Annotated in this window: 25 protein-coding genes; 6 read left to right on the top strand and 19 right to left on the bottom strand. The window is 75.4% G+C overall.

The window, feature by feature from the left end; all coding sequences use genetic code 11:
- Positions 1–6: 6 nt before the first annotated feature.
- The 5 genes from V2J63_RS11590 to hisF form a co-directional block, all read right to left on the bottom strand.
- Positions 7–1,947, bottom strand: coding sequence for an ABC transporter ATP-binding protein (locus tag V2J63_RS11590; RefSeq protein ID WP_331231198.1), 1,941 nt, complete (start codon positions 1,945–1,947; stop codon positions 7–9).
- Complete coding sequence (locus V2J63_RS11585; protein WP_331231197.1) at positions 1,944–3,881, bottom strand: ABC transporter ATP-binding protein; 1,938 nt, start codon at positions 3,879–3,881, stop codon at positions 1,944–1,946. The genes V2J63_RS11590 and V2J63_RS11585 overlap by 4 nt, the downstream gene beginning before the upstream one ends.
- A 139-nt stretch (positions 3,882–4,020) precedes the next feature.
- Positions 4,021–4,641 carry a DedA family protein gene (locus V2J63_RS11580; RefSeq protein ID WP_331231196.1) on the bottom strand — a complete coding sequence of 207 codons (621 nt, stop codon included), beginning with the start codon at positions 4,639–4,641 and terminating at the stop codon, positions 4,021–4,023.
- Positions 4,642–4,727: 86 nt separating this feature from the next.
- A complete protein-coding gene (locus tag V2J63_RS11575) occupies positions 4,728–5,378 on the bottom strand; it encodes a TIGR03085 family metal-binding protein (RefSeq protein ID WP_331231195.1) in 651 nt (216 codons plus the stop codon).
- Between the two features lie 84 nt (positions 5,379–5,462).
- The gene (gene hisF, locus V2J63_RS11570; protein WP_331231194.1) at positions 5,463–6,233 is read right to left on the bottom strand and encodes an imidazole glycerol phosphate synthase subunit HisF; all 771 of its coding nucleotides are present in this window, start codon (positions 6,231–6,233) and stop codon (positions 5,463–5,465) included.
- A gap of 385 nt (positions 6,234–6,618) precedes the next feature.
- Between hisF and V2J63_RS11565 the strand changes: the two genes are divergently transcribed.
- Positions 6,619–7,158: a nucleoside/nucleotide kinase family protein gene (locus tag V2J63_RS11565; RefSeq protein ID WP_331231193.1), complete on the top strand. Its 540-nt coding sequence runs from the start codon at positions 6,619–6,621 to the stop codon at positions 7,156–7,158.
- Positions 7,159–7,477: 319 nt separating this feature from the next.
- On the opposite strand, the gene V2J63_RS11560 is transcribed toward V2J63_RS11565, so the two are convergent.
- From V2J63_RS11560 to V2J63_RS11530, 7 genes are all read right to left on the bottom strand, one after another.
- Entirely contained in the window at positions 7,478–8,377 is a 900-nt protein-coding gene (locus V2J63_RS11560; protein WP_331231192.1) for an FKBP-type peptidyl-prolyl cis-trans isomerase, read from the bottom strand.
- A gap of 24 nt (positions 8,378–8,401) precedes the next feature.
- Positions 8,402–9,775 carry a Pup--protein ligase gene (gene pafA / locus V2J63_RS11555; protein WP_331231191.1) on the bottom strand — a complete coding sequence of 458 codons (1,374 nt, stop codon included), beginning with the start codon at positions 9,773–9,775 and terminating at the stop codon, positions 8,402–8,404.
- Positions 9,772–9,966, bottom strand: coding sequence for a ubiquitin-like protein Pup (locus V2J63_RS11550; protein ID WP_331231190.1), 195 nt, complete (start codon positions 9,964–9,966; stop codon positions 9,772–9,774). The genes pafA and V2J63_RS11550 overlap by 4 nt, the downstream gene beginning before the upstream one ends.
- A gap of 28 nt (positions 9,967–9,994) precedes the next feature.
- Complete coding sequence (gene dop / locus V2J63_RS11545) at positions 9,995–11,590, bottom strand: depupylase/deamidase Dop (RefSeq protein WP_331231189.1); 1,596 nt, start codon at positions 11,588–11,590, stop codon at positions 9,995–9,997.
- A gap of 34 nt (positions 11,591–11,624) precedes the next feature.
- Complete coding sequence (gene arc / locus V2J63_RS11540) at positions 11,625–13,256, bottom strand: proteasome ATPase (protein ID WP_331231264.1); 1,632 nt, start codon at positions 13,254–13,256, stop codon at positions 11,625–11,627.
- A 102-nt stretch (positions 13,257–13,358) separates the two neighbouring features.
- Positions 13,359–14,576 (bottom strand): tRNA (adenine-N1)-methyltransferase, encoded by a 1,218-nt coding sequence (locus V2J63_RS11535; RefSeq protein WP_434056319.1) that lies wholly within the window; start codon positions 14,574–14,576, stop codon positions 13,359–13,361.
- An 11-nt stretch (positions 14,577–14,587) separates the two neighbouring features.
- Entirely contained in the window at positions 14,588–15,757 is a 1,170-nt protein-coding gene (locus V2J63_RS11530; RefSeq protein ID WP_331231188.1) for a site-2 protease family protein, read from the bottom strand.
- A gap of 183 nt (positions 15,758–15,940) precedes the next feature.
- On the opposite strand from V2J63_RS11530, the gene V2J63_RS11525 reads away from it, so the two are divergent.
- Positions 15,941–16,807 (top strand): RecB family exonuclease, encoded by an 867-nt coding sequence (locus tag V2J63_RS11525; RefSeq protein ID WP_331231187.1) that lies wholly within the window; start codon positions 15,941–15,943, stop codon positions 16,805–16,807.
- 28 nt (positions 16,808–16,835) lie between these two features.
- Positions 16,836–17,732: a hypothetical protein gene (locus tag V2J63_RS11520; protein WP_331231186.1), complete on the top strand. Its 897-nt coding sequence runs from the start codon at positions 16,836–16,838 to the stop codon at positions 17,730–17,732.
- A 4-nt stretch (positions 17,733–17,736) separates the two neighbouring features.
- On the opposite strand, the gene V2J63_RS11515 is transcribed toward V2J63_RS11520, so the two are convergent.
- Positions 17,737–18,456: an HAD family hydrolase gene (locus tag V2J63_RS11515; protein ID WP_331231185.1), complete on the bottom strand. Its 720-nt coding sequence runs from the start codon at positions 18,454–18,456 to the stop codon at positions 17,737–17,739.
- Positions 18,457–18,514: 58 nt separating this feature from the next.
- Here V2J63_RS11515 and V2J63_RS11510 point away from each other — a divergent pair, with 58 nt between their 5' ends.
- Positions 18,515–19,426 carry a PAC2 family protein gene (locus V2J63_RS11510; RefSeq protein WP_331231184.1) on the top strand — a complete coding sequence of 304 codons (912 nt, stop codon included), beginning with the start codon at positions 18,515–18,517 and terminating at the stop codon, positions 19,424–19,426.
- A gap of 137 nt (positions 19,427–19,563) precedes the next feature.
- On the opposite strand, the gene mshC is transcribed toward V2J63_RS11510, so the two are convergent.
- The 4 genes from mshC to V2J63_RS11490 all read right to left on the bottom strand — a co-directional run bounded on the left by mshC (position 19,564) and on the right by V2J63_RS11490 (position 23,255).
- On the bottom strand, positions 19,564–20,832 hold the full coding sequence (mshC, locus tag V2J63_RS11505; protein WP_331231183.1) for a cysteine--1-D-myo-inosityl 2-amino-2-deoxy-alpha-D-glucopyranoside ligase: 1,269 nt from the start codon (positions 20,830–20,832) through the stop codon (positions 19,564–19,566).
- Positions 20,833–20,909: 77 nt separating this feature from the next.
- Entirely contained in the window at positions 20,910–21,743 is an 834-nt protein-coding gene (locus V2J63_RS11500; RefSeq protein ID WP_331231262.1) for a VOC family protein, read from the bottom strand.
- Positions 21,744–22,011: 268 nt separating this feature from the next.
- Positions 22,012–22,200 carry a DUF5302 domain-containing protein gene (locus V2J63_RS11495; RefSeq protein ID WP_331231182.1) on the bottom strand — a complete coding sequence of 63 codons (189 nt, stop codon included), beginning with the start codon at positions 22,198–22,200 and terminating at the stop codon, positions 22,012–22,014.
- A 197-nt stretch (positions 22,201–22,397) separates the two neighbouring features.
- Positions 22,398–23,255, bottom strand: coding sequence for an undecaprenyl-diphosphate phosphatase (locus V2J63_RS11490; RefSeq protein WP_331231181.1), 858 nt, complete (start codon positions 23,253–23,255; stop codon positions 22,398–22,400).
- 91 nt (positions 23,256–23,346) lie between these two features.
- On the opposite strand from V2J63_RS11490, the gene V2J63_RS11485 reads away from it, so the two are divergent.
- Positions 23,347–24,312 (top strand): aldo/keto reductase, encoded by a 966-nt coding sequence (locus tag V2J63_RS11485; protein WP_331231180.1) that lies wholly within the window; start codon positions 23,347–23,349, stop codon positions 24,310–24,312.
- Between the two features lie 46 nt (positions 24,313–24,358).
- Here the strand turns inward: V2J63_RS11485 and V2J63_RS11480 are convergent, their stop codons facing one another.
- A complete protein-coding gene (locus V2J63_RS11480) occupies positions 24,359–24,655 on the bottom strand; it encodes a DNA primase (RefSeq protein ID WP_331231179.1) in 297 nt (98 codons plus the stop codon).
- A gap of 83 nt (positions 24,656–24,738) precedes the next feature.
- Here V2J63_RS11480 and V2J63_RS11475 point away from each other — a divergent pair, with 83 nt between their 5' ends.
- Complete coding sequence (locus V2J63_RS11475) at positions 24,739–24,960, top strand: DUF5703 family protein (protein WP_331231178.1); 222 nt, start codon at positions 24,739–24,741, stop codon at positions 24,958–24,960.
- Positions 24,961–25,012: 52 nt separating this feature from the next.
- Here the strand turns inward: V2J63_RS11475 and V2J63_RS11470 are convergent, their stop codons facing one another.
- Complete coding sequence (locus V2J63_RS11470; protein WP_331231177.1) at positions 25,013–26,341, bottom strand: M20/M25/M40 family metallo-hydrolase; 1,329 nt, start codon at positions 26,339–26,341, stop codon at positions 25,013–25,015.
- Positions 26,342–26,344: the final 3 nt, after the last annotated feature.

Raw genomic sequence — 26,344 nt, 5'->3', positions numbered from 1 at the left:
CGAGTGCTAGCGCGTCTGGCTGACCCAGCTCTCGTGCATCCGGGCGTAGACCCCGCCGCGGCCGACGAGCTCGGCGTGCGGGCCGACCTCGACGACGTGCCCGGCGTCGACGACGACGACGAGGTCCGCCGCCTCCGCCGTCGAGAGCCGGTGCGCGATCGCCACGGACGTGCGCCCGGCGGCGAGCTGCTCGAGCGCGCCGGCGATGCGGGTCTCCGTCGACGGGTCCACCGCCGAGGTCGCCTCGTCGAGGACGAGGAGGTCGGCATCGGCGAGGTAGGCGCGGGCGATGGCGACGAGCTGGCGCTCGCCGGCGGAGAGTGACTCCCCGCGCTGCCCGACGCGCGTGCCGATCCCGTCGGGGAGCCCGGCGAGCCAGTCGTCGAGCCCGAGGGCGTCGACGGCGCGGGAGACGTCGTCGGCCGAGCGCGGCACGCGCCCGTAGGCCATGTTCTCCGCGATCGTGCCGTCGAAGAGGAAACCCTCCTGCGGCACCATGACCACCCGGCTGCGTAGCGTCGCCAGGGGCAGCTCGCGCAGGTCGACGCCGTCGAGCAGCACTCGGCCGGCCGTGGGGTCCATGAGGCGCGCGAGGAGCTTGGCGAGCGTCGTCTTGCCCGAGCCCGTCTCCCCGACGACGGCGACCGACGTACCGGCCTCGATCGTCAGGTCGACGCCGTGGAGCACCTCCGGCCCGGAGGGGTAGCCGAACCGGACGCCGTCGAAGTCGACCCGCGCCGCCCGGGGGGAGCGCCGGCGTGCGTCGTCGGCGCGCGGCACGGTCCCGCCCGCGGCCGGTCCCGCGACCGCCGCCGCACCAGCGCCCGTCGCCACGGCCCCGGTGCCCGCCGCCGCACCAGCGCCCGCCCACGCACCGCCGTCGGCGTTGCTCGCGCGGGTCTCGCCGGTGCCGTCCGTGCCCGCGGGCACGTCGGGGTCCGTGACGTCGAGCGGCGTCTCGAGGACGGCGATGACGCGCCGCCACCCGGCGACGGCGTTCTGGAGCTCGTTGAGCATCTCGGTCGCGTTCTGGACGGGACCGGTGAACATCTGGACGAGGAAGAGGAACGCCAGCAGCCGGCCCACGGTCAGCTGGCCGTCGAGGCCGAGGAACGTGCCGACGACGACGGTCGCCGCCAGCGCGACGCCGGACAGCAGCATGCCGGTGGAGAACGCCACGGCGGTGAACGTCTGCGCCTTGACGGCGGCGTCGCGGTGCTCGCGCACGGAGGCGTCGACGCGCCGCTGCGTCCGTCCGGCCGCCCCGTACGCACGGATCGTCTCCGCGCCCACGACCGACTCCGAGATCGCGCCGAGCATGGCGCCGACGCGCTCGCGCACGAGCCCGTAGGCCCTGCTGATGACCCGCTGCGCCCGCGGTGCGAGGACGAACATCGGCGCGAAGCACGCCCACACGACGGCGGTGAGGATCGGGGAGTACACGAGCATCGCGACGGTGGCCACGAGCAGCTGGCCGACGTTGAGGATGAGCTGGAGGCCGCCGAACTGGACGAAGCGGGAGATCGTGTCGACGTCACTCGTCACCCGCGAGACGAGCGAGCCGCTGCGCTCCGCGGACTGGGTGAGGACCGAGAGGTCGTGGACGTGGCGGAACGTCCGCACCCGGAGCTGGGCGAGGCCCCGCTCGCTCGTGCGGAACAGCCGGAGGTTGACGACGCCGGTGGCGATCCCCGCGAGGACGACGACGCCGACCCCCGCGAGCGCCGTCCACGCGACGGCGGCGACGTCGGGCCCGCCCGGCGCGAGGATGGCGTTGTCGGTGACGAGCTGGATGGCGACGGGCACGACGACGCGCCCGGCGGTGGCGACGAGAGCGAGGACGAGCGTCCAGCCGATGCCCTCGAGCATGGCCGGCGAGAGCTGGAGCCCGCGCCGGACGGTGGCCATGACCCCGAGCTCGCTCGCGGAGGAGATCTGGGTGCTCATCGCTGCTCGGCCTCCTCGGCGCGGGCGGCGTCCCGCTCGGCGGTGCGCCGCGCGTACGCGGTCGCGAGATCGACGTAACCGGCGTCCCGGGACATGAGCTCCTCGTGGGTGCCGACGTCGACGACGCGCCCCCGGTCGAGGTGGACCACCTCGTCGGCGAGGGCGATCGTCGCCGTCCGGTAGGCGACGAGGAGGACGGTGACGGCGCCGCCCGCCCCCGTCGTCGCGCCCAGCCCGGCGAGGATCTGCTGCTCGACGACGGGGTCGACGGCGCTCGTCGCGTCGTCGAGCATGAGCAGCCGCGGGCGGCGCACGAGCGCGCGGGCGATGGCGAGGCGCTGGCGCTGACCGCCCGAGAGGGTCGTCCCGCGCTCCCCCACGCGCGTGTCGAGGCCGGCCGGCAGCGCGCGGACGAAGTCGGCGGCGCGGGCGGTCGTCAGCGCCTCCCACACGGCGTCGTCGTCGATGGAGCCGTCGTCGTCGAGCGCGATGTTGCCGCGGATCGTGTCGTCGAAGATGAACGTCGACTGCCCGACGAGCGCGACGGTGCCGGTGCGGGTCGCGCTCGTGAGCTCCCGGGCGTCGACGCCGTCGAGGAGCACGCGCCCGGACGTCGGGTCGAGGAGTCGTGCGACGACGTTCGTCAGGGTCGTCTTGCCCGCACCCGTCGGCCCGACGAGGGCGACGGTGCGCCCGGCCGGCAGGCGCATCGACACGTCCCGCAGGAGCGCCACCGTGCCGGGGTGCTCGCCGGCGGCGGCGGGCGGGCCGTCCTCGTCGGCGTCGGGCACCAGTCGTGCCGGGACCTCGAGCGTGACGCCCTCGACGCGGACGTCGAGCCCGCCGGTGCCGGTGAGGGTGCGGTCCCCCTCGGGCATCGCCCCGGTCGCGTCGACGACCCGCGCGATGCGCTCGTGCCCGACGAGCGAGCGCGGCAGCTCAGCGAGGACGAATCCGATCGCGCGCACGGGGAACGTCATGATCGTCAGGAGGTAGGAGATCATGACGACGTCGCCGGTGTCGGCGGCCCCGCGCTGCACCTGCCACGCGCCGACGGCGATGACCGCGAGCGTGGCGAGCGAGGGCAGGAACTCGATGATCGGGTCGAACACCGAGCGGACCTTGCCCATGGCGACGTTGGCGTGGAGGAGCCGCTCGGTCACCTCGTCGAAGCGCCGCTCCTCCCTGTCCTCGGTACCGAGGGACTTGACGAGGAGGGCGGCCTCGAAGGACTCGTGGGCGACGTCGGCCACCTCGGCGCGCAGCCGCTGCGAGGCACCGACGCGCGGCGCCATGGCCCGACGGAAGATCGCGTTGGCGACGATGACGACCGGCAGGACGCTCACCCCGACGAGCCCCATGACGACGTCGGCGGCGAGCATGGCGGTGGCGGCGACGACGAGCATGACGGCGACGCCCAGCGCGAACGGCAGCGGCATGAAGACGCCGGAGGCGGCCTCGGCGTCCGCGTTCGCGTTGGACAGGAGCCGGCCCGCGGGGTGGCGGCGGTGCCAACTGACGGGCAGGCGCAGGTACTGGCGGGTGACGCGCAGCCGGTGGGCGGCCTGGATCTCGAAGACGGCGGCGCCGGCCCAGACGCGGCGCCCGGCGACGGCGACGGCGGTGATGAGCCCGACGAGGAAGAGTCCCGCGGCGGCCCACCAGATGTGCGCGACGGGGACGTCCTCGCCGCTGAGCGCGGGGGTGACGACGCGGTCGGTGACCTCGCCGAGGAGGAGGCCGGAGCCCACCGTGCCGAGGCCGTAGACGACGGAGCTGACGACGGCGAGCGCCGAGCTGCGCGGCGAGTCCTTCATCCCCCGGGCGACGAGGGCGCCGGAGCGGCGCAACGTGCCCCCGGGCAGGGTGTACGGGCGCGGGCCGGGGCCGGGTTCGGGACGAGGACGCCGCCGGGCGGGGGCTGCAGCGGGCACGGCGGTGCGCTCCTTCGTGGTGAGGGGAGCCCGGCGGGACCGGGCAATCGATGGTGCCACATCTGGGAGCCCGCACCAGCGGGCGCGGTCACGCGGCGGGCGCAGTCACACAGCGGGCGCCGTCACACAGCGGGCGCGGTCACGCGGCGGGCACGAGCGCGTGCGAGCGGCGCCGGCGGCGGAGCACGACCGCGACGGCGACCCCGGCGCCGACCGCGGCGAGACCCCACCACCCGGCCGTCCCGAGAAGCCCGGCGACGCGTGGCAGGGCCGTCCCGGCGACCGCACCCGCGCCGACCCACAGCGCGGCCCACAGCGAGGCCCCCACCACGGAGGCCGGGAGGAACCGGCCGTACCCGAGCCCCGAGGCGCCGGCCGCGGCCGGCACGAGCGTCCGCACGACCGGCAGGAGGCGGCTGACGACGACCGCCCACGGTCCGCGCCGTCGTAGCGCGTCCATGGCACGGTCCCAGTGCTCGGTGCCGACGCGGCGCACCGGGCGGGAGGTCCGCAGGCGGTGCCCGTGCCGGCGGCCGATGAGGTAGCCGACGTGGTCACCGGCGCTCGCCCCGACGGCGACGACGGCGCCCGCGAGCAGGACCTGCTGCGGCCCCTCCGCCGCGGCGCCGACGAGCAGGACGACCGTCTCGCCCGGGACGAGCATCCCGGCGCCGAGCGCCGACTCGGCGAAGGCGAGGAGCCCGGCCACGAGGAGCAGGCCGGGGCCGAACTGGGGCAGGAGGGCAAGGAGGTCGTCCACCGTCCCAGCCAACGCCGGGCGCGGCACCCGGGCTATGGGGTATCGCCCTGATCGGACCCCGGTCCGTGCTCGGGGTGCCGGTCGGCTCAGGCGGCGGAGTCGCCCTCGAAGGTCGCGCGGAAGCGCTCGACGACGTCGGGCAGGCCGTCGAACTCGACCTCGGCCACCTCGGTGCGCCCCATGAGGTAGAGGGCGAGCTCGACCGGGTCACCGGTGAGCGCGACGGCGTCGGGGCGCCGGCGCACGACGGCGCGGGGGCCACCCGGCACGACGAGGACGACCCCGACCGGGCTGCGCCGCGCGGCGAGCTTTGCCATGGGAGTGAGGTGGCGCCACACCTCGCGCACGACCGGCGCCTCGAGCACGCGGGGCTCCGCCGGGGTGTCCCCGGCGCGCCGCACGTCCTCGTGGTGGACGACGTACTCGACGAGGTTGGCGCGGTCGCCCATCCAGCCGACGGGGCTGAGGCGCCCCGGCCCGGCGGCGAACCGCTCGAGCAGCGCGGCGTACCCCTCGGGGGTGGCGGCGCTCTCGGCGGTGGCGCCGAGGACCGGCTCCTGGCCGGGCTCCCGGCGGGAGGCGCCGTCGACGACCATGGCCCACGGGCGCTGCTCGCGCAGGACGAGGTGGGCGAGCAGGTGCCGCGAGCGCCACCCCTCGCACAGCGTCGGGGCGTCCGGGCCCACCTCGCGGAAGGTCTCGACGACCTCCAGGCGTTCTGCCTCGCTCCAGGACACGGGGTCCTCCCTCTCCTCGCCGACGAGGTCACACCGTGCCACACCCGGGGGCGCCGGCGCGCGGCCGGATGACGCGCGGCCCGCTCAGCGCACCGGGATGCCGGCGGCGCGCATGTCCGCCTTGACCTCACCGATCGTCAGCGTGCCGAAGTGGAAGACGCTCGCCGCGAGGACGGCGTTCGCCCCCGCCTGCGCCGCCTGGGTGAAGTGGGCCGGCTCCCCCGCGCCGCCGGAGGCGATGAGCGGGACGCGGACCTCGCGCCGGACGTCGGCGAGCATCGCGAGGTCGAAGCCGCTCGTCGTGCCGTCGGCGTCGATGGAGTTGAGGAGGATCTCCCCGACCCCGCGCTCGGCGGCCTGGACGGCCCACGCGACGGCATCGATGCCCGTGCCGCGGCGCCCGCCGTGCGTCGTCACCTCGTAGCCCGAGGGCGTCTTGGTGCCCGGGAGGGTGCGCCGGGCGTCGACCGAGAGGACGAGCACCTGGTTGCCGAAGCGCTGGGTGATCTCGTCGATGAGCTCGGGCCGGGCGACGGCCGCGGTGTTGACGCCGACCTTGTCCGCACCGGCGCGCAGGAGCGTGTCGACGTCGGCCACGGAGCGCACCCCGCCACCGACGGTGAGGGGGACGAAGACCTGCTCGGCGGTGCGGGCGACGACGTCGAGCGTCGTCGCGCGGCCGTCCGTCGAGGCCGAGACGTCGAGGAACGTGATCTCGTCGGCGCCCTCGGCGTCGTAGCGGCGCGCGAGCTCGACGGGGTCGCCCGCGTCGCGGAGGTCGGCGAACTTCACGCCCTTGACCACGCGCCCGCCGTCGACGTCCAGGCACGGGATGACCCGTACGGCCACGCTCATCTCAGACCGCCTCTCGTTCATGCGTCCGTCCGATGATCTCATCGTCACGCCTGCCCCCCGGCGGCCGCTGCCCGGTCCGCACCTCGGGCGCCGGCGGGCGCCGCCCCGTCCCGCTGGGGCTGCGGCGGGCGCCGCCCCGTCCCCTCGGGCCTGCGACCAGCCGTGCGCCTCGACACGCTCTGTGCCCCTGGTAGACCACAGGCACGGAGCGTGTCGAGGCGCACGAAGCGGCGGCCCCCGGCGCACGGAGCGGCGGACCGCCGGCCCGCCCGAGCTGCGCTACGGCCCGCGCGCCCGAGCGGCGGGACCACCGGGGCGCCGGAACAGCGGGACCGGAGGTGCACGGGACCACCGGGGCGCCGGCGCGGCGGGTAACGTGCGGCGGGTGGAGACCGTCGAGCGCGTCCTGGCGCTGCTCCGGTCCCTCCCCGACGACGGCGGGCGGCCTCTCGTCCTCGGGATCGACGGCCGCTCGGGTGCGGGCAAGACCGACCTCGCCGCCGCGCTCGTCCGAGCCGTCCCGCAGGCGCGCGTCCTCGCGCTCGAGGACGCCTACCGCGGCTGGGACGGGCTGCGCGCCGGGGTCGAGGCGGTCGCCGACGGCGTGCTCGCGCCCCTGCGCCGCGGCGAGCCCGGCCGCTACCGCCGTTACGACTGGCACGCGGGCGTCCTCGGCGAGGAGGTCGTCGTGCCCGTGCCACCGCTCCTCGTCCTCGAGGGCTGCGGGGCCGGGGCGGCGCCCTGCGCGCCCTACCTCGACGCCCTCGTGTGGGTGGAGGCCCCCGCGGACCTGCGTCGCCGGCGGGTTGGCGGGCGGGACGGGTACGACTGGTCCGCCCACTGGGAGACGTGGGCGCGCCAGGAGGAGGAGCTCCTCGCCGAGCGCGACGCCCGCACCGCGGCCGATCTCGTCGTCCCGACCTGACCCGGCCGCAGGCCTCCGGTCCCCGGCCCCGGTCCGCGCCTCGTGCGTCCCGGCACACCTCAGCAGCGCGCGCCCGGCCGCACGGCCTCAGCTACGCGGCCCGGTCCGCGGCCCCGTGCGCCCCGGCACGCCTCAGCAGCGCGCGCCCGGCCGCACGGCCTCAGCTACGCGGCCCCGGTCCGTGGCCCCGTGCGCCCCGGGACGCCTCGACGGCGCGCTCCGGTGCGCCAGCCGTCCGGCGCCACCACGCGCAGCGCCGCCGTGGCGGCGGCGCGCATGCGATCGGCTCAGGCGGCCGGCTCAGGCGGCTGGCGTTCGCTCAGTCCGTCCGGGCCGGGCTCGGGACGACGACCTCGCCGTCCTCGCCGGACGTCGCGAGGATGTCGACGACGAGCACGAGGGTCTGCGTGCCGGCCGCGAGCGCGGGCGGGACGACGAGGAGCACCTGCGAGCCGACGGCCTGGTCGACGAGCCCGTCCCGCAGCCCGGGGAACGTCTCGGCGATGGGGATCGTGCGCGGCACCTTGCCGTCCGCCCACGTGGAGTCGTAGACCTCTCCGCCGGGCCAGGCGACGGCGTGGTACTGCACGGTGACGTCCTGGCCGGGGCGTACCTGCGGCCCGGTCCCACGGATGAGGGTGGCCACCTCGAGGGTGGGCGGCGGGTCGGCGTCGGGGATCGCGATGGTGGGGGCACCCGTGGCGTCGAGCTCGACGGTGGGCAGGTCCTCGCGCGGCTCGACGGGCTCCCCTGCGGCGCGGGTGTTGAGGACGTCGATGACGAGCACGAGCATCCGCTCGCTCCCGTCGGCGCTGACGGGCTGGGTGAGGAGGAGGCGGCTCGCCTCCCGCGCGCCGAGCAGGACCGGGTAGAGGTCCTCGCCGACGTCCTCGGGGGTGAGCAGGAGGGTGCGCGCCTCCCCGGCGCCGCGGTCGGCGAGCACCTCGCCGTCGGTGCCGTCGAAGGCGGTGAGCGCGAGGAGCGCCGGCTCGTCGGCCGCGAGCTCGCGGCCCTCGCCCTCGATGATCGTCTCGACCTCGGCCTCCTCGAGCGGGAGCGGGGCCTCGAAGGAGACGACGGGAGCCCGGCCGAACTCGCCGGAGACGGTCACGGGGGGCAGCGTCTCCTCGGGGGCCGACCCCTCGTCGGCCGGGGCGCAGGCGACGAGTCCGAGCGTGAGCGCCAGGGCGCCGATGAGGAGGGTGAATGTTGCACGCACGTCTCGCACTCTACGCATCCGGCGTCAGTCGCCCATCGCTGCGATGAGCCGGTCGACCCGCTCGTCCGCGCTGGCGAACGGGTCCTTGCACAGCACGGTCCGCTGCGAGGCGTCGTTGAGCTTGAGGTGGACCCAGTCGACCGTGTGGTCGCGGCGCCGGTCCTGGGCGGCGGCGACGAAGTCCCCGCGGAGCTTGGCGCGGGTCGTCTGCGGCGGCACCGTGACGGCCGCCGTCACCTCCTCGGGGGTCGCCACCCGGGCGAGGAGCCCGCGCTCGGCCATCGTCGTCGCGAGCCCGTGCGTGGGCGAGATGTCGTGATAGGCGAGGACGAGGCGGCTCACGCGGGGGTCGTGGAGACCGAGGCCGTGCGCGTCGCGGTACCGGTCGAGCAGGCGCTTCTTGACGGCCCAGTCGAGCTCGGTGTCGATGAGCGTGTGGTCGCCGGTGCGCAGGGCGCGCAGCCCGCGCTCCCACAGCTCGAGCACCCTCTCCTGCGTGGCGTCGAGGTCGAGGTCGGCGACGTAGGCCTGGACGCGCTCGAGGTAGGACTCCTGCATCTCGAGCGCGCTCATGCGCCGCCCGGAGGCGAGCTCGAGCGGCGTCGTCGCCGTGAGGTCGCGGGAGACGTCGCGGATGGAGCGCATCGGGTCGGCGAGGAGGAGGTCCTCGGCATGGGCGCCGGACTCGAGGAGGCCGAGAAGAAGGTCGGTCATGCCGAGCTTGAGCAGCGTCGTCGTCTCCGCCACGGAGGAGTCGCCGGCGATGACGTGGAGGCGCCGGTAGAGGTCGGCGTCGGCGTGCGGCTCGTCACGGGAGTTGATGATGGGGCGGGAGCGCGTCGTCGCCGAGCTCATCGCCTCCCACAGGTGCTCGGCGCGCGTGGAGAAGCAGTACGACGTGCCGCCCGGCGTCGTCCGCACCGCGCCCGCCCCGGTGAGGATCTGCCGGGTGACGAAGAACGGCACGAGCTCGGCGACCGTGCGCTGGAAGTCCCCGCGGCGGCGCAGGAGGTAGTTCTCGTGGCAGCCGAAGGAGTTGCCCGCGGAGTCGACGTTGTTCTTGAGGAGGTGGACGGTGCCGCCCTGGCCGTCGGCGGCGAGCCGTTCCGTCGCCTCCTCGGCGAGCTCGGTGAGGATCCGCTCGCCGGCGCGGTCCTGGATGACGACCTCGCGCACGTCGTCGCACTCGGCCGTCGCGTACTCCGGGTGGGAGCCGACGTCGAGGTAGAGCCGGGCGCCGTTGCGCAGGAAGACGTTCGAGGAGCGGCCCCACTCGACGACCTTGCGGAAGAGGTAGCGCGCCGCCTCGTCGGCGCTGACCCGGGCGTGACCCTCGCTCGGGGAGACGGTGATGCCGTACTCGGTCTCGATGCCGACGATGCGCCGCGCGGGCCTCACTGCCCGCCCTTCTGCACGAACCCGCGCACGAAGCTCTCCGCGTTCGTCTCCAGGACGCTGTCGATGTCGGCGAGGAGGGCGTCGACGTCGTGCTCGCGCCCCTGGGCCGCGGCCGCTCCGGGCAGCGGTGCCGGCGGCGCGGTCGGCTCCTCGTCCTCGCGCCGGACCCTGCGCTGCTGCTCCTGTGCCATGACTGCCTCCTCGTTGCCTGCGACGATCCTAGTTCCGCTGCCCCGGCGCTCCAGCGCCCGTGAGCGCGGCGCGCAGGGCGGCGACGTCGGCGCTCGCGTCGAGGACGCCGCCGATCGCCGCGCGGGTCCCGTACGCCGGGTCGGGCATGGGCACGCGCGTGAGCGTCGGCGCGCCCGGGACGTCGAGCACGACCGAGGACCAGCCCGCGGCGGCGACCCCCGTGCCGTAGCGGCGGATCGATTCCCCGCGCAGCCAGGCGCGGGTGTCCTCCGGCGGCGCGGCCACGCACGCGGCGACGTCGTCGTCGGGAACGAGGCGCTCGACGGCACCCGCCGCGACGAGCCGGGCGTAGACGCTGTGCTCGGGGCGCACGTCCGACCACTGGAGGTCGAGCGCGGCGAGGCGCGGGTGGTCCCATGCGATGCCGTCCCGGCGGCGCATCCCCTCGAGGAGGCGCAGCTTGGCCACCCACTCGACCTCGGCCGCGCACGAGGCGGGGTCGCTCGCGAGGCGGGTGAGGACGGAGCCCCACCGGTCGAGGACGGCGCGCGTCTCGGCGTCGACGTCCCCGGCCGCCTCGAGCGCCGCGGTGACGACCTCGAGGTAGATGCCCTGGATCTGCAGGGCGGTCAGCTCCCGCCCGTCGGCGAGGGTGAGGGTGCGTGTGAGGCTCGGGTCGTGGCTGACGGCGTGGACCTCGCCCACGGGGTCGGCGAGCGCGAGGGTGTCGAGCGCGAGCGGCACCTGGCCCTGCTCGAGGAGCCACAGGACGAGCGCGGTGGTCCCCACCTTGAGGAACGTGGAGACCTCGAGGAGGTTGGCGTCCCCGGCGATGACGTGGAGGCGCCGGTAGCGCGCGGCGTCGGCGTGCGGCTCGTCGCGGGTGTTGACGATCGGCCGGTTGAACGTCGTCTCGAGACCCACCTCGGCCTCGAGGTAGTCGGCGCGCTGGGAGATCTGGAAGCCGGGCCGCTCGCTGCGCTGGCCGAGGCCGACGCGGCCGGCGCCGCAGAAGACCTGCCGGGTGACGAGGAACGGCGTGAGGTAGCGGACCACGTCCCCGAACGGCACGTCACGGTCCATGAGGTAGTTCTCGTGGGTGCCGTAGGACTGGCCCTTGCCGTCGACGTTGTTCTTGTACAGCGCGACGTCGGGCATCGCCGGCTCGGCCGCGAGCGCGCGGGCGGCGGTGCGCATGACCTCCTCGCCGGCGCGGTCCCAGCGCACGACGTCGAGGGGGCCGCGCACCTCGGGGCTCGAGTACTCCGGGTGGGCGTGGTCGACGTAGAGCCGTGCACCGTTGGTGAGGACGACGTTCGAGGCGCCCACCCGCTCGCGGGGGTCCGGGCGCCGGCGCTCGAGGGGGCCCAGGGGCGCGAGCCGTTCCGCGACGGAGTCGGTGAGCTGGCTCGGGTCCGCGGCGGCGCGGTCGAGGCGGAAGCCGCGGGCGTCGGCGAGGGGGTCCTCCCCCTCGTAGTCCCAGCGGGCGGTCTGCCCGGCGGGCCGGGTCGCGGCGTAGGCGGCGACGACGTGCGCGGAGAGCGCCATGGGGTTGGCGCCGGGGTCGCCGGGGGCGAAGACCCCGTACTCGGTCTCGATGCCCATCGTGCGGCGCACGCTCATGCTCGCCCTTCCCTCCCTCGCTCCCCCGCCGGCCCTACAGGTAGTGCGCGTCGGCCGTCTCGACGGCGCGGGGCTCCTCGCCCGGCCCGCGCGCGGAGCCGAGGGTGCGCAGGAAGACGATGCGCTCGCCCTTCTTGCCCGCGACGCGCGCCCAGTCGTCGGGGTTCGTCGTGCTCGGCAGGTCCTCGTTCTCACGGATCTCGGCGGCGCACGCGGCGAGGAGGTGCTCGGTCCGCAGGCCGCGCACGCCGGTGGCGATGAGGTCCTTGATGGCGGCCTTCTTCGCCCGGTCGACGATGTTCTCCATCATCGCGCCCGAGGCGAAGTCCTTGACGTAGAGGACCTCCTTGTCGCCGCCGGCGTAGGTGACCTCGAGGAACTCGTTCTCCGGCCCCGTGGCGTACAGGCGCGCCACGACGCGCCCGGTCATGGCGGCCACCGCCGCCTCGGCGTCCCCGCCGTGGGCGGCGAGCTCGTCCGGATGGATGGGCAGGTCCGCGGTGAGGTACTTGGCGACGATCTCCTCGGCGCCGGCCGCGTCCGGGCGCTCGATCTTGATCTTCACGTCGAGGCGGCCGGGCCGCAGGATGGCCGGGTCGATCATGTCCTCGCGGTTGGAGGCCCCGATGACGATGACGTTGTCGAGCCGCTCGACGCCGTCGATCTCGCTGAGGAGCTGGGGGACGACCGTGGTCTCGACGTCGCTCGACAGCCCGGTCCCGCGCGTGCGGAAGAGGGAGTCCATCTCGTCGAAGAAGACGACGACGGGGATGCCCTGGGAGGCCTTCTCGCGCGCCCGGGCGAAGATGACGCGGATCTGCCGCTCGGTCTCCCCGACGTACTTGTTGAGGAGCTCGGGGCCCTTGATGTTGAGGAAGTAGCTGCGCGCCCGCCCGGCGGGCACGTCCTCGCCCGCGGCGGAGATGGCCAACGACGTCGCGACCGCCTTGGCGATGAGCGTCTTGCCGCACCCGGGAGGGCCGTAGAGCAGGACGCCCTTGGGCGGCTTGAGGCCGTGCTCGCGGTAGAGCTCGGGGTGGAGGAAGGGCAGCTCGACGGCGTCGCGGATCTGCTCGATCTGGGGGCCGAGGCCGCCGATGTCGGCGTAGGCGACGTCTGGCACCTCCTCGAGGAGGAGCTCGGCCACCTCCGCCCGCTCGACCTGCTCGAAGGCGAAACCGGTGCGCAGGTCCGCCATGAGGGTGTCCCCCACCCGGACGGGGGCCTGGGTGAGCGGGCCGGCGAGGCGCAGGACGCGCTCGTCGTCGGAGCGGGCGACGACGAGGACGCGGTCGTCGTCGACGACCTCCTTGACGGCGACGAGCTCGCCCGTGCGCTCGTAGCCGGCGCCGCGCACGAGGACGAGCGCCTCGTTGAGGTGGACCTCCTGGCCCGGGCGCAGCGCCCCGAGCGGCACCGACGGCGCGACGGCGACGCGGAGCTTGCGCCCGGTGTGGAGCACGTCCGCCTCGCGCTCGCCGGGGTGGGCGGCGAGGAAGAGGGCGTAGCTGCTCGGGGGGCGGGTCATCGCCTCGAGCTGCTCCTGCATCTTGACGAGCTCCGCCTTGGCGGCGCTCAGGGCCGTCGCGAGCCGCTCGTTCTTCGCGGCGAGGCTGATCGCCTGCTGCTCGAGCTCACGCGCGCGGTCCTGCGCGTAGGCGCCCATCCCTGGCTCGGCCATGTCGGCCCCTTCCCTCGCTCACGACTGCGCACCACGGTAGGTCAACGCACCCACCGCGTGCCCGGGCCGTCCGCCATGAGGCCGGTCTCAGGCCTGCGTGCCCTCGCTCGCGCCGCCGTCGACGTCGGAGGCGCCGTCGGGGGTGACGTCGCCGCCGTCCCGGGCCGCGCCACGGTCGGCGGCGCCGGGGTTCGCCGGGGCGTCGGGCTGCGCACCGCCGTCAGGCGTGGCGGGCGCCCCGCCGTCGGGCGCGGGCAGCGCTGCGCCGTCGCGCTCGGCGAGGCCCCCGCCGTCGGGCAGGGTACGGATGACGTCGCGGCGCACGCGGCGGATCTTCTTGTCCGAGACGGCGCGCTCGCCGAGGTCCTCGGGCGTCCAGTCGTCGGTGTCGGGGTAGGCGCCCTTGGCCGGGCGCCGGCGCCGCAGCGGGGGCAGGACGCCGGTGGCCATGCGCCGGGTCGTGACGAGGAAGCCGGTGTGGCCGACCATCCGGTGGTCCGGGCGCACGGCGAGGCCCTCGAGGTGCCACGTGCGCATCATCGTCTCCCACGCGCGCGGCTCGGTGAACGCGCCGCTGTCCTTGGCGTCCTCGACGAACCGGGAGAGCTGGGTGGTCGTGGCGACGTAGACGATGAGGACGCCGCCGGGGGCGAGGGCCTCGGCGACGGCGTCGATGTTCTCCCACGGCGCGAGCATGTCGAGGACGACGCGGTCGACGCTGCCGGGGGCGACGGCGGTGGGCAGGACGTCGGCGAGGTCACCGACCTCGACGCGCCACGCCGGGTGCTCCCCGCCGAACCACGCCTGCACGTTGGCGCGGGCGATGTCGGCGAACTCCGCGCGCCGCTCGACGGAGATGAGCTCGCCGGCGGGACCGATGGCCTGGAGCAGCGACATGCTCAGCGCCCCGGAGCCGACGCCCGCCTCGACGACGCGCGCGCCGGGGAAGATGTCGCCCTGCCCGACGATCTGGGCGGCGTCCTTGGGGTAGATGACCTGGGCGCCGCGCGGCATCGACAGGACGTGGTCGGCCAGCAGCGGCCGCAGGGCGAGGAACTCGACGCCGGCGTTCGTCGCGACGACGCTGCCCTCGGGGGCGCCGACGAGGTCGTCGTGGCGGAAGTACCCGCGGTGGGTCTGGAACGTGGCGCCCGGGGTGAGGCGGATCGTGTGGAGGCGGCCCTTGGGATCCGTCAGCTGGACCCGCTCGCCCACCCGGAGGGGTCCGCGCCTGCGCGCCGGCCCCAGGGGCGGGTCGGTGTGCTCGGGCGTGGGGACGGTCTGGCCGTCGTCGGGTGAGGTCACGGGCGGGAAGTCTACGGCGCGCGGCGCGGGGCCCGGCCGGCGAGGGCCCGCTCGAGGCGCGCGACGGGCAGGACGCTCACGGTGCGCCGCTCGCCGTCGAGGAGGACGACGACGCGCGAGGAGCGGGCCGCGTGCGCCGCGGCGCCGGCCGCCCGAGGGCCGACGAGCGTCGTGAGGACGGCCTCCGGCGGGACGGCGGTCGCGACGGCGGTGAGCGGCGTCGTCGAGCGCGCTGCGGCCGGCACACGGCCCGCGGCGGCGGGGTCGACGAGGGCGCTCACCCGCCCGTCGGCGTCGACGAGGAGGACGGGGACCTCGGTGCGGCCGGCGAGGAGCGCGTCGAGGGCGGCGAGCGGCTCGTCGGCGCGGACGGTGAGCGCCGGGTCGGCGAGCGTGCGCAGGTCGAGGCCGGCGGCGTGACGCAGGGCACGGGCCGTGACGATCGTCTGGCCGGCGGCCGACCACAGGTAGGCGCCGAGGAGCGCGACCCAGATGACCGTCGTCAGCGTGGGGCTCGTCCCGGCGAGCAGCGGGCGCAGGACGAAGACGACGACGAGCCCGACGACGACCGCCCGCCCGCCCCACCCGGCCGCGATCGTGCCGCGCAGGCGGTCCCCCGTGACCTTCCACACGAGGGCCTCGAGGACGCGCCCGCCGTCGAGCGGCAGGCCCGGGAGGAGGTTGAAGACGGCGACCACGGCGTTGGACAGCGTGGCGGCCTGGAGGAGGAGCGACCCGAGCGGGGCGGGGTCGAGCACGCCGAGCAGCCACCACGCGGCGAGCGCGAGGACGGCGTTGGCGGCGGGCCCGGCGACGGAGACGAGCGCCGACGCACCGGGGCTGCGCAGCTCGCGGCTGAACTGGGTGTGCCCGCCCCACAGGGTGAGGACGTACTCGGCCGGCGGGGCACCGACGGCCCGCCCGGTGACCCCGTGGGCGACCTCGTGGGCGAGGACGGAGACGACGAGCATGAGCGGCACCACCGCGACGGCGGCGACGAGGGCGACGGGGCCCAGACCCGGGGCGACGATCGCGACGGTCGGGTAGAAGATCACGCCGAGGACGACCGCGATGATGATCCACGACGGCGCGAGGAAGAGGGGCGTGCCGCCGAGCCGCCCGAGGTACCAGCCGGAGGGCGCGCGCGACCCCCAGCGCGGGGACGGTCCAGAGGGGCTCACCCGGGCAGCGTACGTGGCGCGGCTGGGCGGACGCCGGGGTGGTGGCGCCGCGGCACCCAGGCGCCCCTCGGGGGCTTGCGCGCGCGGCTGGAGCGCCGGCGGCGGGGCGCAGGGCGGCGCGGCCGTCCACACCCGGGCGCCGCCTCCCCGGCCGTGTCGGTGGTCGCGCCTAGAGTGGCTCCCATGTCCGAGACCGAACCCGCCGAGCGCCGCCGGGCCGCGCTCTCGCCGTCCCGGGCCAAGGACTTCCAGCAGTGCCCGCTCCTCTTCCGGTTCCGGGCCGTCGACCGCCTGCCCGAGCCGCCGAGCCCGGCCGCCGCCCGCGGCACCCTCGTCCACACCGTCCTCGAGCGCCTCTTCGACCTGCCCGCGGCCGGCCGGGAGCCGGCCGCCGCGCTGCAGCTCCTCGAGCCCGCGTGGCGCGAGATGCAGGAGGAGCGTCCCGAGGTCCTCGCGATGTTCGCCACCCCCGAGGAGGCGACCGTCTGGCTCGAGCAGGCGCGCACCCTGCTCGGGACGTACTTCACGGTCGAGAACCCGCAGCGTCTCGAGCCCGCCGAGCGCGAGCTGCGTGTCGAGACCGAGCTCGCGTCCGGGGTGCTCCTGCGCGGGTTCGTCGACCGGCTCGACGTCGCGCCGAACGGCGCGGTGCGGGTCGTCGACTACAAGACGGGCCGCTCACCGAAGCCCCAGTACTCGGGCGAGGCCCTGTTCCAGATGCGCTTCTACGGCCTCATGCTGTGGCGGATGAACGGCACGCCGCCGCGCCGCCTCCAGCTCGTCTACCTCTCCGACGGCCGGGTCCTCACCCTCGACCCGACCGAGGAGGACCTCCTCGCGACGGAGCGGCAGATCGAGTCGATCTGGGAGGGGATCACGCGGGCGGCGCGCGCCGGCCACTTCACCCCGCGCCGGTCGCGGCTGTGCGACTGGTGCAGCTTCCAGTCGCTGTGCCCCGAGTTCGGCGGGACTCCCCCGCCGCTGCCGGCCGACGGCGTCGCCCACCTGCTCGGCGCCGAGGCGCCGGTCGCGGTCCCCGCCGCGGTCTGAGCGGCGCGCGCCGAAGGACGGGAGAAACATGTCCACGCTGCTCCTCTTCCTCGCGATGAGCGGCGGCGTGCTCGTCCCCGTCCTCTCCGTCGTCGTGGCGATCACGGTGCTCGTCCCGGTGCTGAGGGACCGCACCTCCCCGCCGGCACCGCACGAGTCCGCCGCCGGCGCCGGCATCAGACGGCACGCCGCGCTGACGGCGGCGTCCGGCTGGGCCGCCGCCTCCCTCGCGTTCGGCGCTGCCTTCACCGCGGGCGGAGCAGCCTCGCTCGACGAGGTCCTCGCCGTCCTCGGGTTCCTTGCCCCGTCCGCCGCCGTCCTCGTCCTGCTCGTCGTCCAGGTCGTCGGAGAGCTGACGTGGCCGCGGGCTCCCGGCCCGCTCGACCGTGCGCCCGGAGACGCCGCTCGCACCGCCCCGCGCGCGGTGCGGCTGCTCATGTGGCTGTGGGTGTCCCTGCTCGCCGTGGCCGTGCTCGCCTTCGGGGCGGTCAGCGACGACGGCCGAACGGTGTCCGTGACGACCGTCCAGCCCAACGGTGCACCCATGACGTACGGCGTGGGACCGTTCCCCGGGTGGGCCTACGGTCCGGCGCTGCTGACCGGGTCGGTCCTGGTGGTCCTCCTCGCCGAGTGCACCCTCCAGCTCGTCACCCGGCGCCGCGCGGTGACCGGTGCGGCCGGTGACCGTGCGCTCCGCGTCGCGAGCGCACGGCGCGCCGTGCACAGCGCCCACCTGTCCGTCGCGGTGACCCTGGCTGGCGTGCTGCTCTACGCGGGGAACGCGATCGGCGAGGTGCGAGACGCGCGAGCAGGTGCCCTCGTCACGGGCCTCGCCGCCGTCGTGGCCGTCGTCGCCGTTGCCGCCGCCGCGGCGTCCGTCACCCGGCGGAGCAGGAGACCGCTCGCCGCGCGCACCGCGGCCTGACGGCTCAGACGCGCTCGAGGACCTCGCCGGCGTGCGCGCGGCACAGGTCCGCGACGGTGAGCCCGGTGACGTCGCGCACGCGGCTGCGGCCCGGGGCGGGCGGGATCTCGACCATGAGCGGCACGGCGACCGTCGTCACGCCCGCCGCCTCGGCCGACGCCACCCCCGGAACGGAGTCCTCGAGCGCGACGCAGCGTGCCGCGTCCACGCCGAGGCGTGCTGCGGCGAGGAGGTACGGCTCCGGGTCCGGCTTTCCCCGGCTCACCTCGTCGCCCGAGACGACGACGTCGAACGTGCCGGCGGGCAGGTGCGCGAGGACGGCCTCGGAGAGGAGGGAGTAGGACATCGTCACGAGCGCGCACGGGATGCCCGCCGCCCGCGCCGCCGCGAGCAGCTCCCGCGAGCCCGCCCGCCACGGCGGCCCGTCGACGCGCACCCGCTCGGCGACCCGGCCGACGAGCGTGTCGGCGATCTCCTCGTTGGTGCCCCGGATCCCGGCCTGCTCGCGCAGGATCGACGCGGAGTCGGTGAGCGGGCGCCCGATGAGCTGGAGCGCCTGCTCGTGGGTCCAGCTCCCGCCGTGCTCGGCGGCGAGGGCGATCTCGGCACCGATCCAGTACGGCTCCGTGTCGACGAGGGTGCCGTCCATGTCCCACAGGATCGCTGCGGGGAGGTCGACGTCGGCGGTGCGGGCGGGGGCGGCGGAGAGCTGTTCGTGAGGCATCCGGCCGAGTCTAGGTCGCGCCGCGCCGCGCTGCCGCCCCCGCGCATAGGGTGGGGCCATGACCGACTCGGACCACTCGTCGCCGCTCGGGAGCCCGCAGCAGGACCCCGACATCGCGGGCCCGGCGCCCGCCATCCTGCTCGCCGCCTTCGAGGGCTGGAACGACGCAGGAGGCGCAGCGAGCCAGGCCGTGGCCATGATCGCCGAGGCCTGGGACGCGACGGTCATCCACGAGCTCGACCCCCAGGAGTTCCACGACTTCCAGGTCAACCGCCCCATCGTGGGCCGGGACGACGACGGCAACCGCGTTCTCACGTGGCCGTCGACGACGATCTCCGTGGCCCGCACACCCGTCGCCGGGCGCACGCTCCTCCTCGTCCAGGGCATCGAGCCCTCGTTCCGCTGGCTCGACTACTGCGAGGAGATCCTCGACGTCGCGCAGACGTGGGAGGTGGGCAGCGTCGTCGCCGTCGGTGCGCTCCTCGCCGACGTCCCGCACACCCGGCCCATCCCGAGCCAGGTGACGAGCGACGACCCGCGCGTGCAGGCGCTCATCGGCGCCGGAGACTCCGAGTACGAGGGCCCGTCCGGGATCGTCGGTGTGCTCGCGCACCTCGCGCAGGACCGTGACCTCCACGCGATGACGCTGTGGGCGGCGGTGCCGCACTACGTCGCGCAGCCGCCCTCCCCCAAGGCCACCCTCGCGCTCCTCACCGCGCTCGAGGAGCTCATCGGCGAGCCCGCCCCGCTCGGCGACCTCGCCGAGGACGCCCGCGCGTGGCAGGCCGGCGTCGACGAGCTCGCGGAGCAGGACCCCGAGGTGGCGGAGTACGTGCGCCAGCTCGAGGAGGTCAAGGACACCGCCGAGCTCCCCGAGGCGAGTGGCGAGGCGATCGCCCGCGAGTTCGAGCGCTACCTGCGCCGTCGCGACCGCGGCTCCGGCCCGACGGCCGGCGGCAAGCAGACCTAGCCGGTCCGCGCGCGGCCGGGCGTCAGGTCCGCGCGCCGCCGGGCCTCAGACACACGCGCTGCGCCGCGTCAGGCGCGCGAGTCGCCGGGCCTCAGACACACGCGCTGCGCCGCGTCAGGCGCGCGCAACGGTCCGCGTCAGAGCGCGATGCCGAGCAGTGCGTCGACGGCCCGGGTCGCGAGCTCCGGCCCCTCGGGCGCGGCGTCACCGGCGCCGGCGAGCGCCTCGTCGACCCAGGCGTCCACGGCGGCGATCGCGGCCGGGGAGTCGAGGTCGTCGGCGAGCGCGGCCCGCACCTTGGCGAGGAGCGCGTCCGCCGCGGGCCCGCTGTCCGCGCCCATCGCGCGCCGCCACCGGGCGAGGCGCGCGGCGGCGTCGTCGAGCATGGCGTCGGCGAACTCCCAGTCGGCCCGGTAGTGGTGGCGGAGGAGGACGAGGCGGATCGCCATGGGGTCGACGCCGCCCTCGACGAGGCGGGAGACGAGGACGAGGTTGCCGAGCGACTTGCTCATCTTCTCGCCCTCGTAACCGACCATCCCGCCGTGGGAGAAGTGACGCATAGGGGTGTCGGTGCCGGTGAGGACGCGCAGGTGGGACTCGCTCATCTCGTGGTGGGGGAAGACGAGGTCGCTGCCACCGCCCTGCACCTCGATGGGCACGCCGAGGTGCTCCGCGGCGATGCACGAGCACTCGATGTGCCAGCCGGGGCGTCCGCTGCCGAGGTCGCCTCCGTCCCACTCGGGCTCCCCCGGGCGTCCGCGCAGCCACAGGAGCGGGTCGAGGGGGTGCCGCTTGCCGGGGCGGTCGGGGTCCCCGCCGCGCTCCGCGAAGAACGTCATCATGTCCGCCTCGCTCAGGCCGGAGCTGCTCCCGAAGCGGGTGTCGGCGGCCAGGTCGGCGTAGACGTCACCCTGGGCGACGTCGGGGTCGCCGAGCTCCGCCGGGACGGGCACCCGGTACGCGGCGCCCTCGGCGAGCATCCGGCTCACGGCGTCGACGACGAGCGGGATCGACTCGACGGCGCCGACGTAGCGCTGCGGGGGCACGACGCGCAGGGCCGCCATGTCGGTGAAGAACAGGTCGGTCTGGTCGCGTGCGAGGTCGCGCCAGTCCACGCCCGTCGCGGTCGCCCGCTCGAGGAGCGGGTCGTCGACGTCGGTGACGTTCTGGACGTAACGCACCTCACGGCCGGCGTCGCGCCAGGCCCGCACGAGGAGGTCGAACCCGACGTACGTGCTCGCGTGCCCGAGGTGGGTGGAGTCGTACGGGGTGATGCCGCACACGTAGAGGCTCGCCGGCCCTGCCTCGTCCGTGGGGACGACGGCACCCAGGGCCGAGTCGTAGAGGTGCACACGGTCACCGGCGCCCGGGAGAGAAGGGATCGGCGGGGCTGACCAGGGCTGCACGCCGGGCAGCCTAACCCGGCGCCGCCCCGCTCCCCCACCGGGGCCGGGAGCCGGACGGTCTGCGCCGTCGCGCAGCATCAGGCGGCGGGCGTCGTCACGCGGACGAGGTTGCGCCACGGGTCCTCGACCTCGAGGCTCGCGCCGTCGTCGCGGACGTCGAGGCCGCGGGAGCGCAGCCGGGAGCGCAGGGCGGTGACGTCGTCGGCGCCCGGCAGGACGATGTCGACCCGGCCGAGGCCGAGCGCGGGCACGCGCGGGCCGGCACCGGCGCTGTTCCACGTGTTCATCGCCATGTGGTGGTGGTAGCCGCCGGCGGAGACGAAGAGCGCCCCGCGCATCTCGATCGTCGCCTCGAACCCGAGGGTGTCGACGTAGAACTCGCGAGCGACCGCCGTGTCGCCCACCTGGAGGTGGACGTGCCCGACGGTGGCGCCGGCCGCGGACGGCGCGCCCTCGCGCGCGGCGTCCGTCAGGTGCCGCGCGAGGAAGTCGTTCGGGTCGAGGGCCAACGTGTCCATGTGCAGCTGGCCACTGCTCCACGTCCACTCCTCGCGGGGGCGGTCGACGTAGAGCTCGATGCCGTTGCCCTCGGGGTCGGTGAAGTAGAAGGCCTCGGAGACGAGGTGGTCGGCGCTGCCGACGAAGGCGCTCGGCGCGTACCGGACGGCGGAGAGCACGGCAGCGGCGAGCGCGGCGTGGTCAGCGAAGAGGATCGCCGTGTGGAAGAGCCCGGCGCTGCGGCGGCTGCCGGACGGGAGCGTGGGGTCGTGGCGCAGGACGACGAGCGGGGAGGTCCCCCGGCCGAGGGTGACCTCGTTGCCGACGGCGCGCAGGACGGTAAGCCCGAGGGCGTCGCGGTAGTAGGCGGTGAGCCCGTCGAGGTCACCGACGAGGAGGGTGACAGCCCCCATGGCCGTGCCGGGGGCGAGGACGTCGAGGTCGGACTCGGCGCGGGTGCGGGCAGACCGGGCGGTCGGCAGGCTCACGGGATCTCCAGGCGGTCGGTGCGGGCAGTTGAAGTGTCAACAACCGACCGCCCGGAGACATTCCCGTGCCGTGCGCCACGCCCGCCCTCGGGCTCCGGGCCAGCGCCGATGCGGGGCGCGGGTGCGGGGCGCGGGCGCGGGGGCGGGCGCGAGCCGGAACGGCTCGGCCCGGGGCGATCAGGCGGCCGTCAGGTCACCCGGACTTGCGGCGAAACATGCGCTTCGTCGCGGCCGTCCCGACCTCCGACCCGTGCACGCTGCCGGTGTTCTTGCGGCCCTCAGCCGTGCGGTGCTCGACGGCGCGCTTGCGGTCGAGGGCCGCACGCATCTTCTCCTTGGCGTCCGCGACAGCCTCGGTCGGTTCTGGTGTCTCGTCCTGCATGGGTGCACCTCGCTGGTCTACGGCTCGGCCGGACTCTCCGACGCCCCCACCTTGCCGGTCCGCGCACCTCTCGCGCCAGCCCATATCCGTCTCGCCCCCCTCCCCCTCTCGTGATCATGCCGATGTGCCCGGCACGTCGGCATGATCACGAGAAAGGGGGGTGGGGGTGAGGCGGGGCAAGGGGCGGGGCGGGGTCGTTACACCGGGGAGCCGGCGAGGGGGCTCAGCGTGCCCGTGGCGAGGAGGACGACGACGAGCGCCGCGAGCGCGAGCCGGTACCAGACGAACGGCCAGTACGAGCGCGTCGAGATGAGCTTGAGGAAGCCGATGATGACGACGAAGCCGACGACGAAGGCGACGACGGTCGCGAGGAGCGTCGCGCCGCCCGAGGGTGCGCCCGCCGCGGGCTCGGCGGTGAAGAGCTGGAAGAAGCCGGAGCCGACGACCGCGGGGATCGCGAGGAGGAAGGAGTAGCGCGCCGCCGCCTCGCGGGTGTACCCGAGGAGCATCCCGGCGGTGATCGTCCCGCCGGAGCGGGAGACGCCGGGGATGAGCGCCATGGCCTGGGCGAACCCGAAGATGACGCCGTCGCGCCACGTCATCGACCCGAGCTCCTTCGTCTTCGCGCCGCGGTGGTCCGCCCAGCCGAGGAGGAGGCCGAAGGCAGCGAGCATCGCGGCGGTGATCGCCAGGTGCCGCAGGGAGGTCTCGATGGCGTCCTGGAAGAGGAGGCCGAGGACGACGATGGGGATGGAGCCGATGATGACGAGCCAGCCGAGGCGGACGTCAGGGTCCGTGCGCGGCACCGTCCCGCGCCACGGGCCGAACGGCAGCGCCCCGAACCACGCCCGGAGGATCCGCGCGATGTCACGCCGGAAGTAGACGACGACGGCGGCCTCGGTGCCGAGCTGGGTGATGGCGGTGAACGCCGCCCCGGGGTCGGCACCGCCCGGGAGCAGCTCCCCGACGATGCGCAGGTGCGCGCTCGAGGAGATGGGCAAGAACTCGGTAAGGCCCTGGACGAGCCCGAGGATGATCGCTTCCCACCATGTCACGGTCGACAACTGTAGGCGCCTGCACGTCCGGGCCAGGTCAGCGGATCCCGACGGCGCGGGTGAGGCCACTCACGCCGGTACCGTGGCGGCCATGGAGCAGCGCAGGGTCGGACGCACCGGTCTGGAGGTCTCGGCCCTCGGCCTAGGGACGATGACGTGGGGCCGGGACACCGACGAGCACGAGGCGGCCGACCAGCTCGAGGTCTTCCTCGAGGCGGGAGGCACGCTCCTCGACACCGCCGCCTCCTACGGCGACGGCGCCGCCGAGGAGGTGCTCGGGGGCCTCCTCGCCGAGACCGTCGACCGGGCCGACGTCGTCCTGTGCTCGAAGGCGGGCGTGCGCCGCCGCGCCCGCGGCTCCGCCGTCGACGCCTCGCGCGGCAACCTCCTCGGCACCCTCGACGCCACGCTCGCGCGGCTCGGCACCGACCACCTCGACCTGTGGCTCGTCCAGGCCCCCGACGCCGGGACGCCGCTGGCCGAGACGATGTCCGCGCTCGTCCACGCCGTGCGCTCGGGCCGGACGCGCTACGTCGGCCTGTCCAACCACCCCGCGTGGTCGAGCGCGCACGCCGCGACGACGCTCGCCACGGACGGGACGGGCCTGGCCGCCGTCGAGCTCGAGTACTCCCTGCTCGAGCGGGGCATCGAGCGGGAGGTCCTGCCGGCCGCCGCGGCGCTCGGCTTCGGCGTCCTCGCCTGGTCACCCCTCGGGCGCGGTGTCCTCACGGGCAAGTACCGGCGCTCCGTGCCGGCGGACTCCCGGGCCGCCTCCCCGCACCTGCGCGGGTTCGTCGAGCCCTACCTCACCGACCGTTCGCACGGCGTCGTCGAGGCGGTCGTCACCGCCGCCGAGGGGCTCGGGCGCTCACCGCTGGAGGTGGCGCTCGCGTGGGCCCGGGACGCGCCCGGCATCGCCGCGGCCGTCGTCGGCGCCCGCACCGCCGCGCAGCTGCGGGGGGCCCTGGGCGCGGCGGACCTCGTGCTCCCCCCGACGATCCGCGCCGCGCTGTCCGACGTCACGGCGCCACCGCTCGGCTACCCCGAGCGGCGCTGAGCACCACGGGCGGGCCGTCCAGCGTCGCGGGCGGGCCGGCCAGCGGTCAGAGCGCCGCGGTGTCGTCGTCGTCGGTGTCGTCGTCGAGGTCCTCGAGCACCTCGAGGTCGTCATCGTCGTCGTCGTAGTCGTCATCGTCGTCGTCGCCGTACGCCTCGAGCGGCACGCCGACGCCGGAGTACCGGTAGAGGGCGTCGTCGTAGGTGAAGAACGCGTCCTCGACGGCGTTGGCCGCTGCCTCCACGGTGGGGGCGTCGGGGTCCTGGGACTCTCGGGCCGCCTCGTGGTGAGCCTCGAGCGCGGCGATGAATCGGTCGAGCGCGGCGCGCGGGTCGGTAGCCATGGTGAGACCGTACCCTGGCGCATGACGATGGAACACCCGCTGACCGGCGGCCCGCACCGAAGGAGAGACCTGCACTGAGCGCGATGTGGTACGACCCCGAGCCGACGTCCGCCCGCGGCGCCGCCCAGTACGAGTTCCGGGTGCTCACGCTCCCCCGCGAGACGAGCCGCAGCGACGTCCGCCGGCTCCTCACGGAGCAGGCGGAGTACGGACGCTGGGAGCTGGCCCGCACCCGGCTCTACATGGGTGGTTCGCGCAAGGTGTGGCTGCGCCGCAAGATCATCAAGGTGCGCAGCACGCTCTGACCCTCGCCGGGGCGCGGGGCACCTGCTGGCGGGCGCCCGCCGGCGCCGCACCTCAGCAGGTCCGCAGGAGCCGTTCGAGGACGCGGGTGCCGAAGCGCAGCGCGTCGACCGGCACCCGCTCGTCGACGCCGTGGAACATCCCCGCGAAGTCGAGGTCGGCAGGCAGGCGCAGCGGCGCGAACCCGTACCCGGTGATGCCGAGGCGCGCGAGCGACTTGTTGTCGGTGCCGCCGGAGAGCATGTACGGCAGGACGACGGCCCCCGGGTCCTCGACGGTGATCGCGTCGACCATGGCGTCGACGAGTCCGCCGGTGAAGGGGACCTCGAGCGCGATGTCGCGGTGGATGTCCTCGACGCGCACGCCCGGGCCGGCGAGCTCGGCGAGCGTGGCCATGACCGCCTCCTCCTCCCCGGGCAGGAACCGCACGTCGACGGACCCCTCCGCGCCGCCGGGGATGACGTTCGCCTTGTACCCGGCGCTCAGCTGGGTGGGGTTCGAGCCCGTGCGCAGCGTCGCGCCGACGAACTTGCCGGCCGGGCCGAGGGCCCGCACGAGGTCCGCGGCGCCGTCGGGGTCCTCGGGGTCGAAACGCGCACCGGTGAGGTCGGCGACGCCCTCGAGGAGCTGGCGCACGGTCGGGGTGAGGTTGTGCGGCCAGCGGTGCGAGCCGATCCGCGCGACCGCGCCGGCGAGGCGCGTGACGGCGTTGTCCTCGTTGACCTGGGAGCCGTGCCCGGCCGTGCCCTCGGCGACGAGGCGCAGCCAGGCGAGCCCCTTCTCCGCCGTCTGGAGGAGGTAGGCGCGCCGGCCCGCAACCTCGACGGAGAACCCGCCGACCTCGCTGATCGCCTCGGTGGCACCGGCGAAGAGCTCGGGCCGGTGCTCGACGGCCCAGCGGGCGCCGAACACCCCGCCCGCCTCCTCGTCGGCGAAGAAGGCGACGACGACGTCGCGCGGGGGTCGCCACCCGGTGCGCCCCATGTCGCGCACGACCGCGAGGATCATCGCGACCATGTCCTTCATGTCGACGGCGCCGCGGCCCCAGATCATCCCGTCGCGCTCCTCGGCGGCGAACGGGTCGACGGTCCAGTCCGCGGCCCGGGCGGGGACGACGTCGGTGTGCCCGTGGAGCACGAGCGCCCCGCGGGTGCGGTCGGTGCCGGGGATCCGCAGGACGACGGAGGCGCGCCCGGGCGCCGACTCGAACAGCTCGGGCTCCCAGCCGACCTCGCGCAGGAGCGCGCACACGTACTCCGCCGCGGCGCGCTCCCCCGGCCCTGACCCGTCGCCGTAGTTCGAGGTGTCGATGCGGATGAGGTCGCGGCAGATGGCCGCGACCTCGTCCTCGGGCGTGACGGGCGGGACGGGTGCGCTGCTCATGCG

This window comes from Georgenia wangjunii (assembly GCF_036421975.1).
Lineage (GTDB): Bacteria > Actinomycetota > Actinomycetes > Actinomycetales > Actinomycetaceae > Georgenia_A > Georgenia_A wangjunii.
Note: the sequence above shows the minus strand (reverse complement) of the source record. Positions and strands in the feature narration are given on the sequence as shown.

Bases quoted from the DNA above. Each gene is read 5' to 3' on its own strand.
- V2J63_RS11510 (WP_331231184.1), top strand. From the start codon at position 18,515: ATGACCGACTCGGACCACTCGTCGCCGCTCGGGAGCCCGCAGCAGGAC.
- V2J63_RS11480 (WP_331231179.1), bottom strand. From the start codon at position 24,655: ATGGCTACCGACCCGCGCGCCGCGCTCGACCGATTCATCGCCGCGCTC.
- V2J63_RS11475 (WP_331231178.1), top strand. From the start codon at position 24,739: ATGTGGTACGACCCCGAGCCGACGTCCGCCCGCGGCGCCGCCCAGTAC.
- V2J63_RS11590 (WP_331231198.1), bottom strand. From the start codon at position 1,947: ATGAGCACCCAGATCTCCTCCGCGAGCGAGCTCGGGGTCATGGCCACC.
- dop (WP_331231189.1), bottom strand. From the start codon at position 11,590: ATGAGCGTGCGCCGCACGATGGGCATCGAGACCGAGTACGGGGTCTTC.
- V2J63_RS11515 (WP_331231185.1), bottom strand. From the start codon at position 18,456: ATGCCTCACGAACAGCTCTCCGCCGCCCCCGCCCGCACCGCCGACGTC.
- V2J63_RS11500 (WP_331231262.1), bottom strand. From the start codon at position 21,743: ATGGGGGCTGTCACCCTCCTCGTCGGTGACCTCGACGGGCTCACCGCC.
- V2J63_RS11525 (WP_331231187.1), top strand. From the start codon at position 15,941: ATGTCCGAGACCGAACCCGCCGAGCGCCGCCGGGCCGCGCTCTCGCCG.
- V2J63_RS11470 (WP_331231177.1), bottom strand. From the start codon at position 26,341: ATGAGCAGCGCACCCGTCCCGCCCGTCACGCCCGAGGACGAGGTCGCG.
- arc (WP_331231264.1), bottom strand. From the start codon at position 13,256: ATGGGCGCCTACGCGCAGGACCGCGCGCGTGAGCTCGAGCAGCAGGCG.
- V2J63_RS11485 (WP_331231180.1), top strand. From the start codon at position 23,347: ATGGAGCAGCGCAGGGTCGGACGCACCGGTCTGGAGGTCTCGGCCCTC.
- V2J63_RS11550 (WP_331231190.1), bottom strand. From the start codon at position 9,966: ATGGCACAGGAGCAGCAGCGCAGGGTCCGGCGCGAGGACGAGGAGCCG.
- V2J63_RS11495 (WP_331231182.1), bottom strand. From the start codon at position 22,200: ATGCAGGACGAGACACCAGAACCGACCGAGGCTGTCGCGGACGCCAAG.
- V2J63_RS11520 (WP_331231186.1), top strand. From the start codon at position 16,836: ATGTCCACGCTGCTCCTCTTCCTCGCGATGAGCGGCGGCGTGCTCGTC.
- hisF (WP_331231194.1), bottom strand. From the start codon at position 6,233: ATGAGCGTGGCCGTACGGGTCATCCCGTGCCTGGACGTCGACGGCGGG.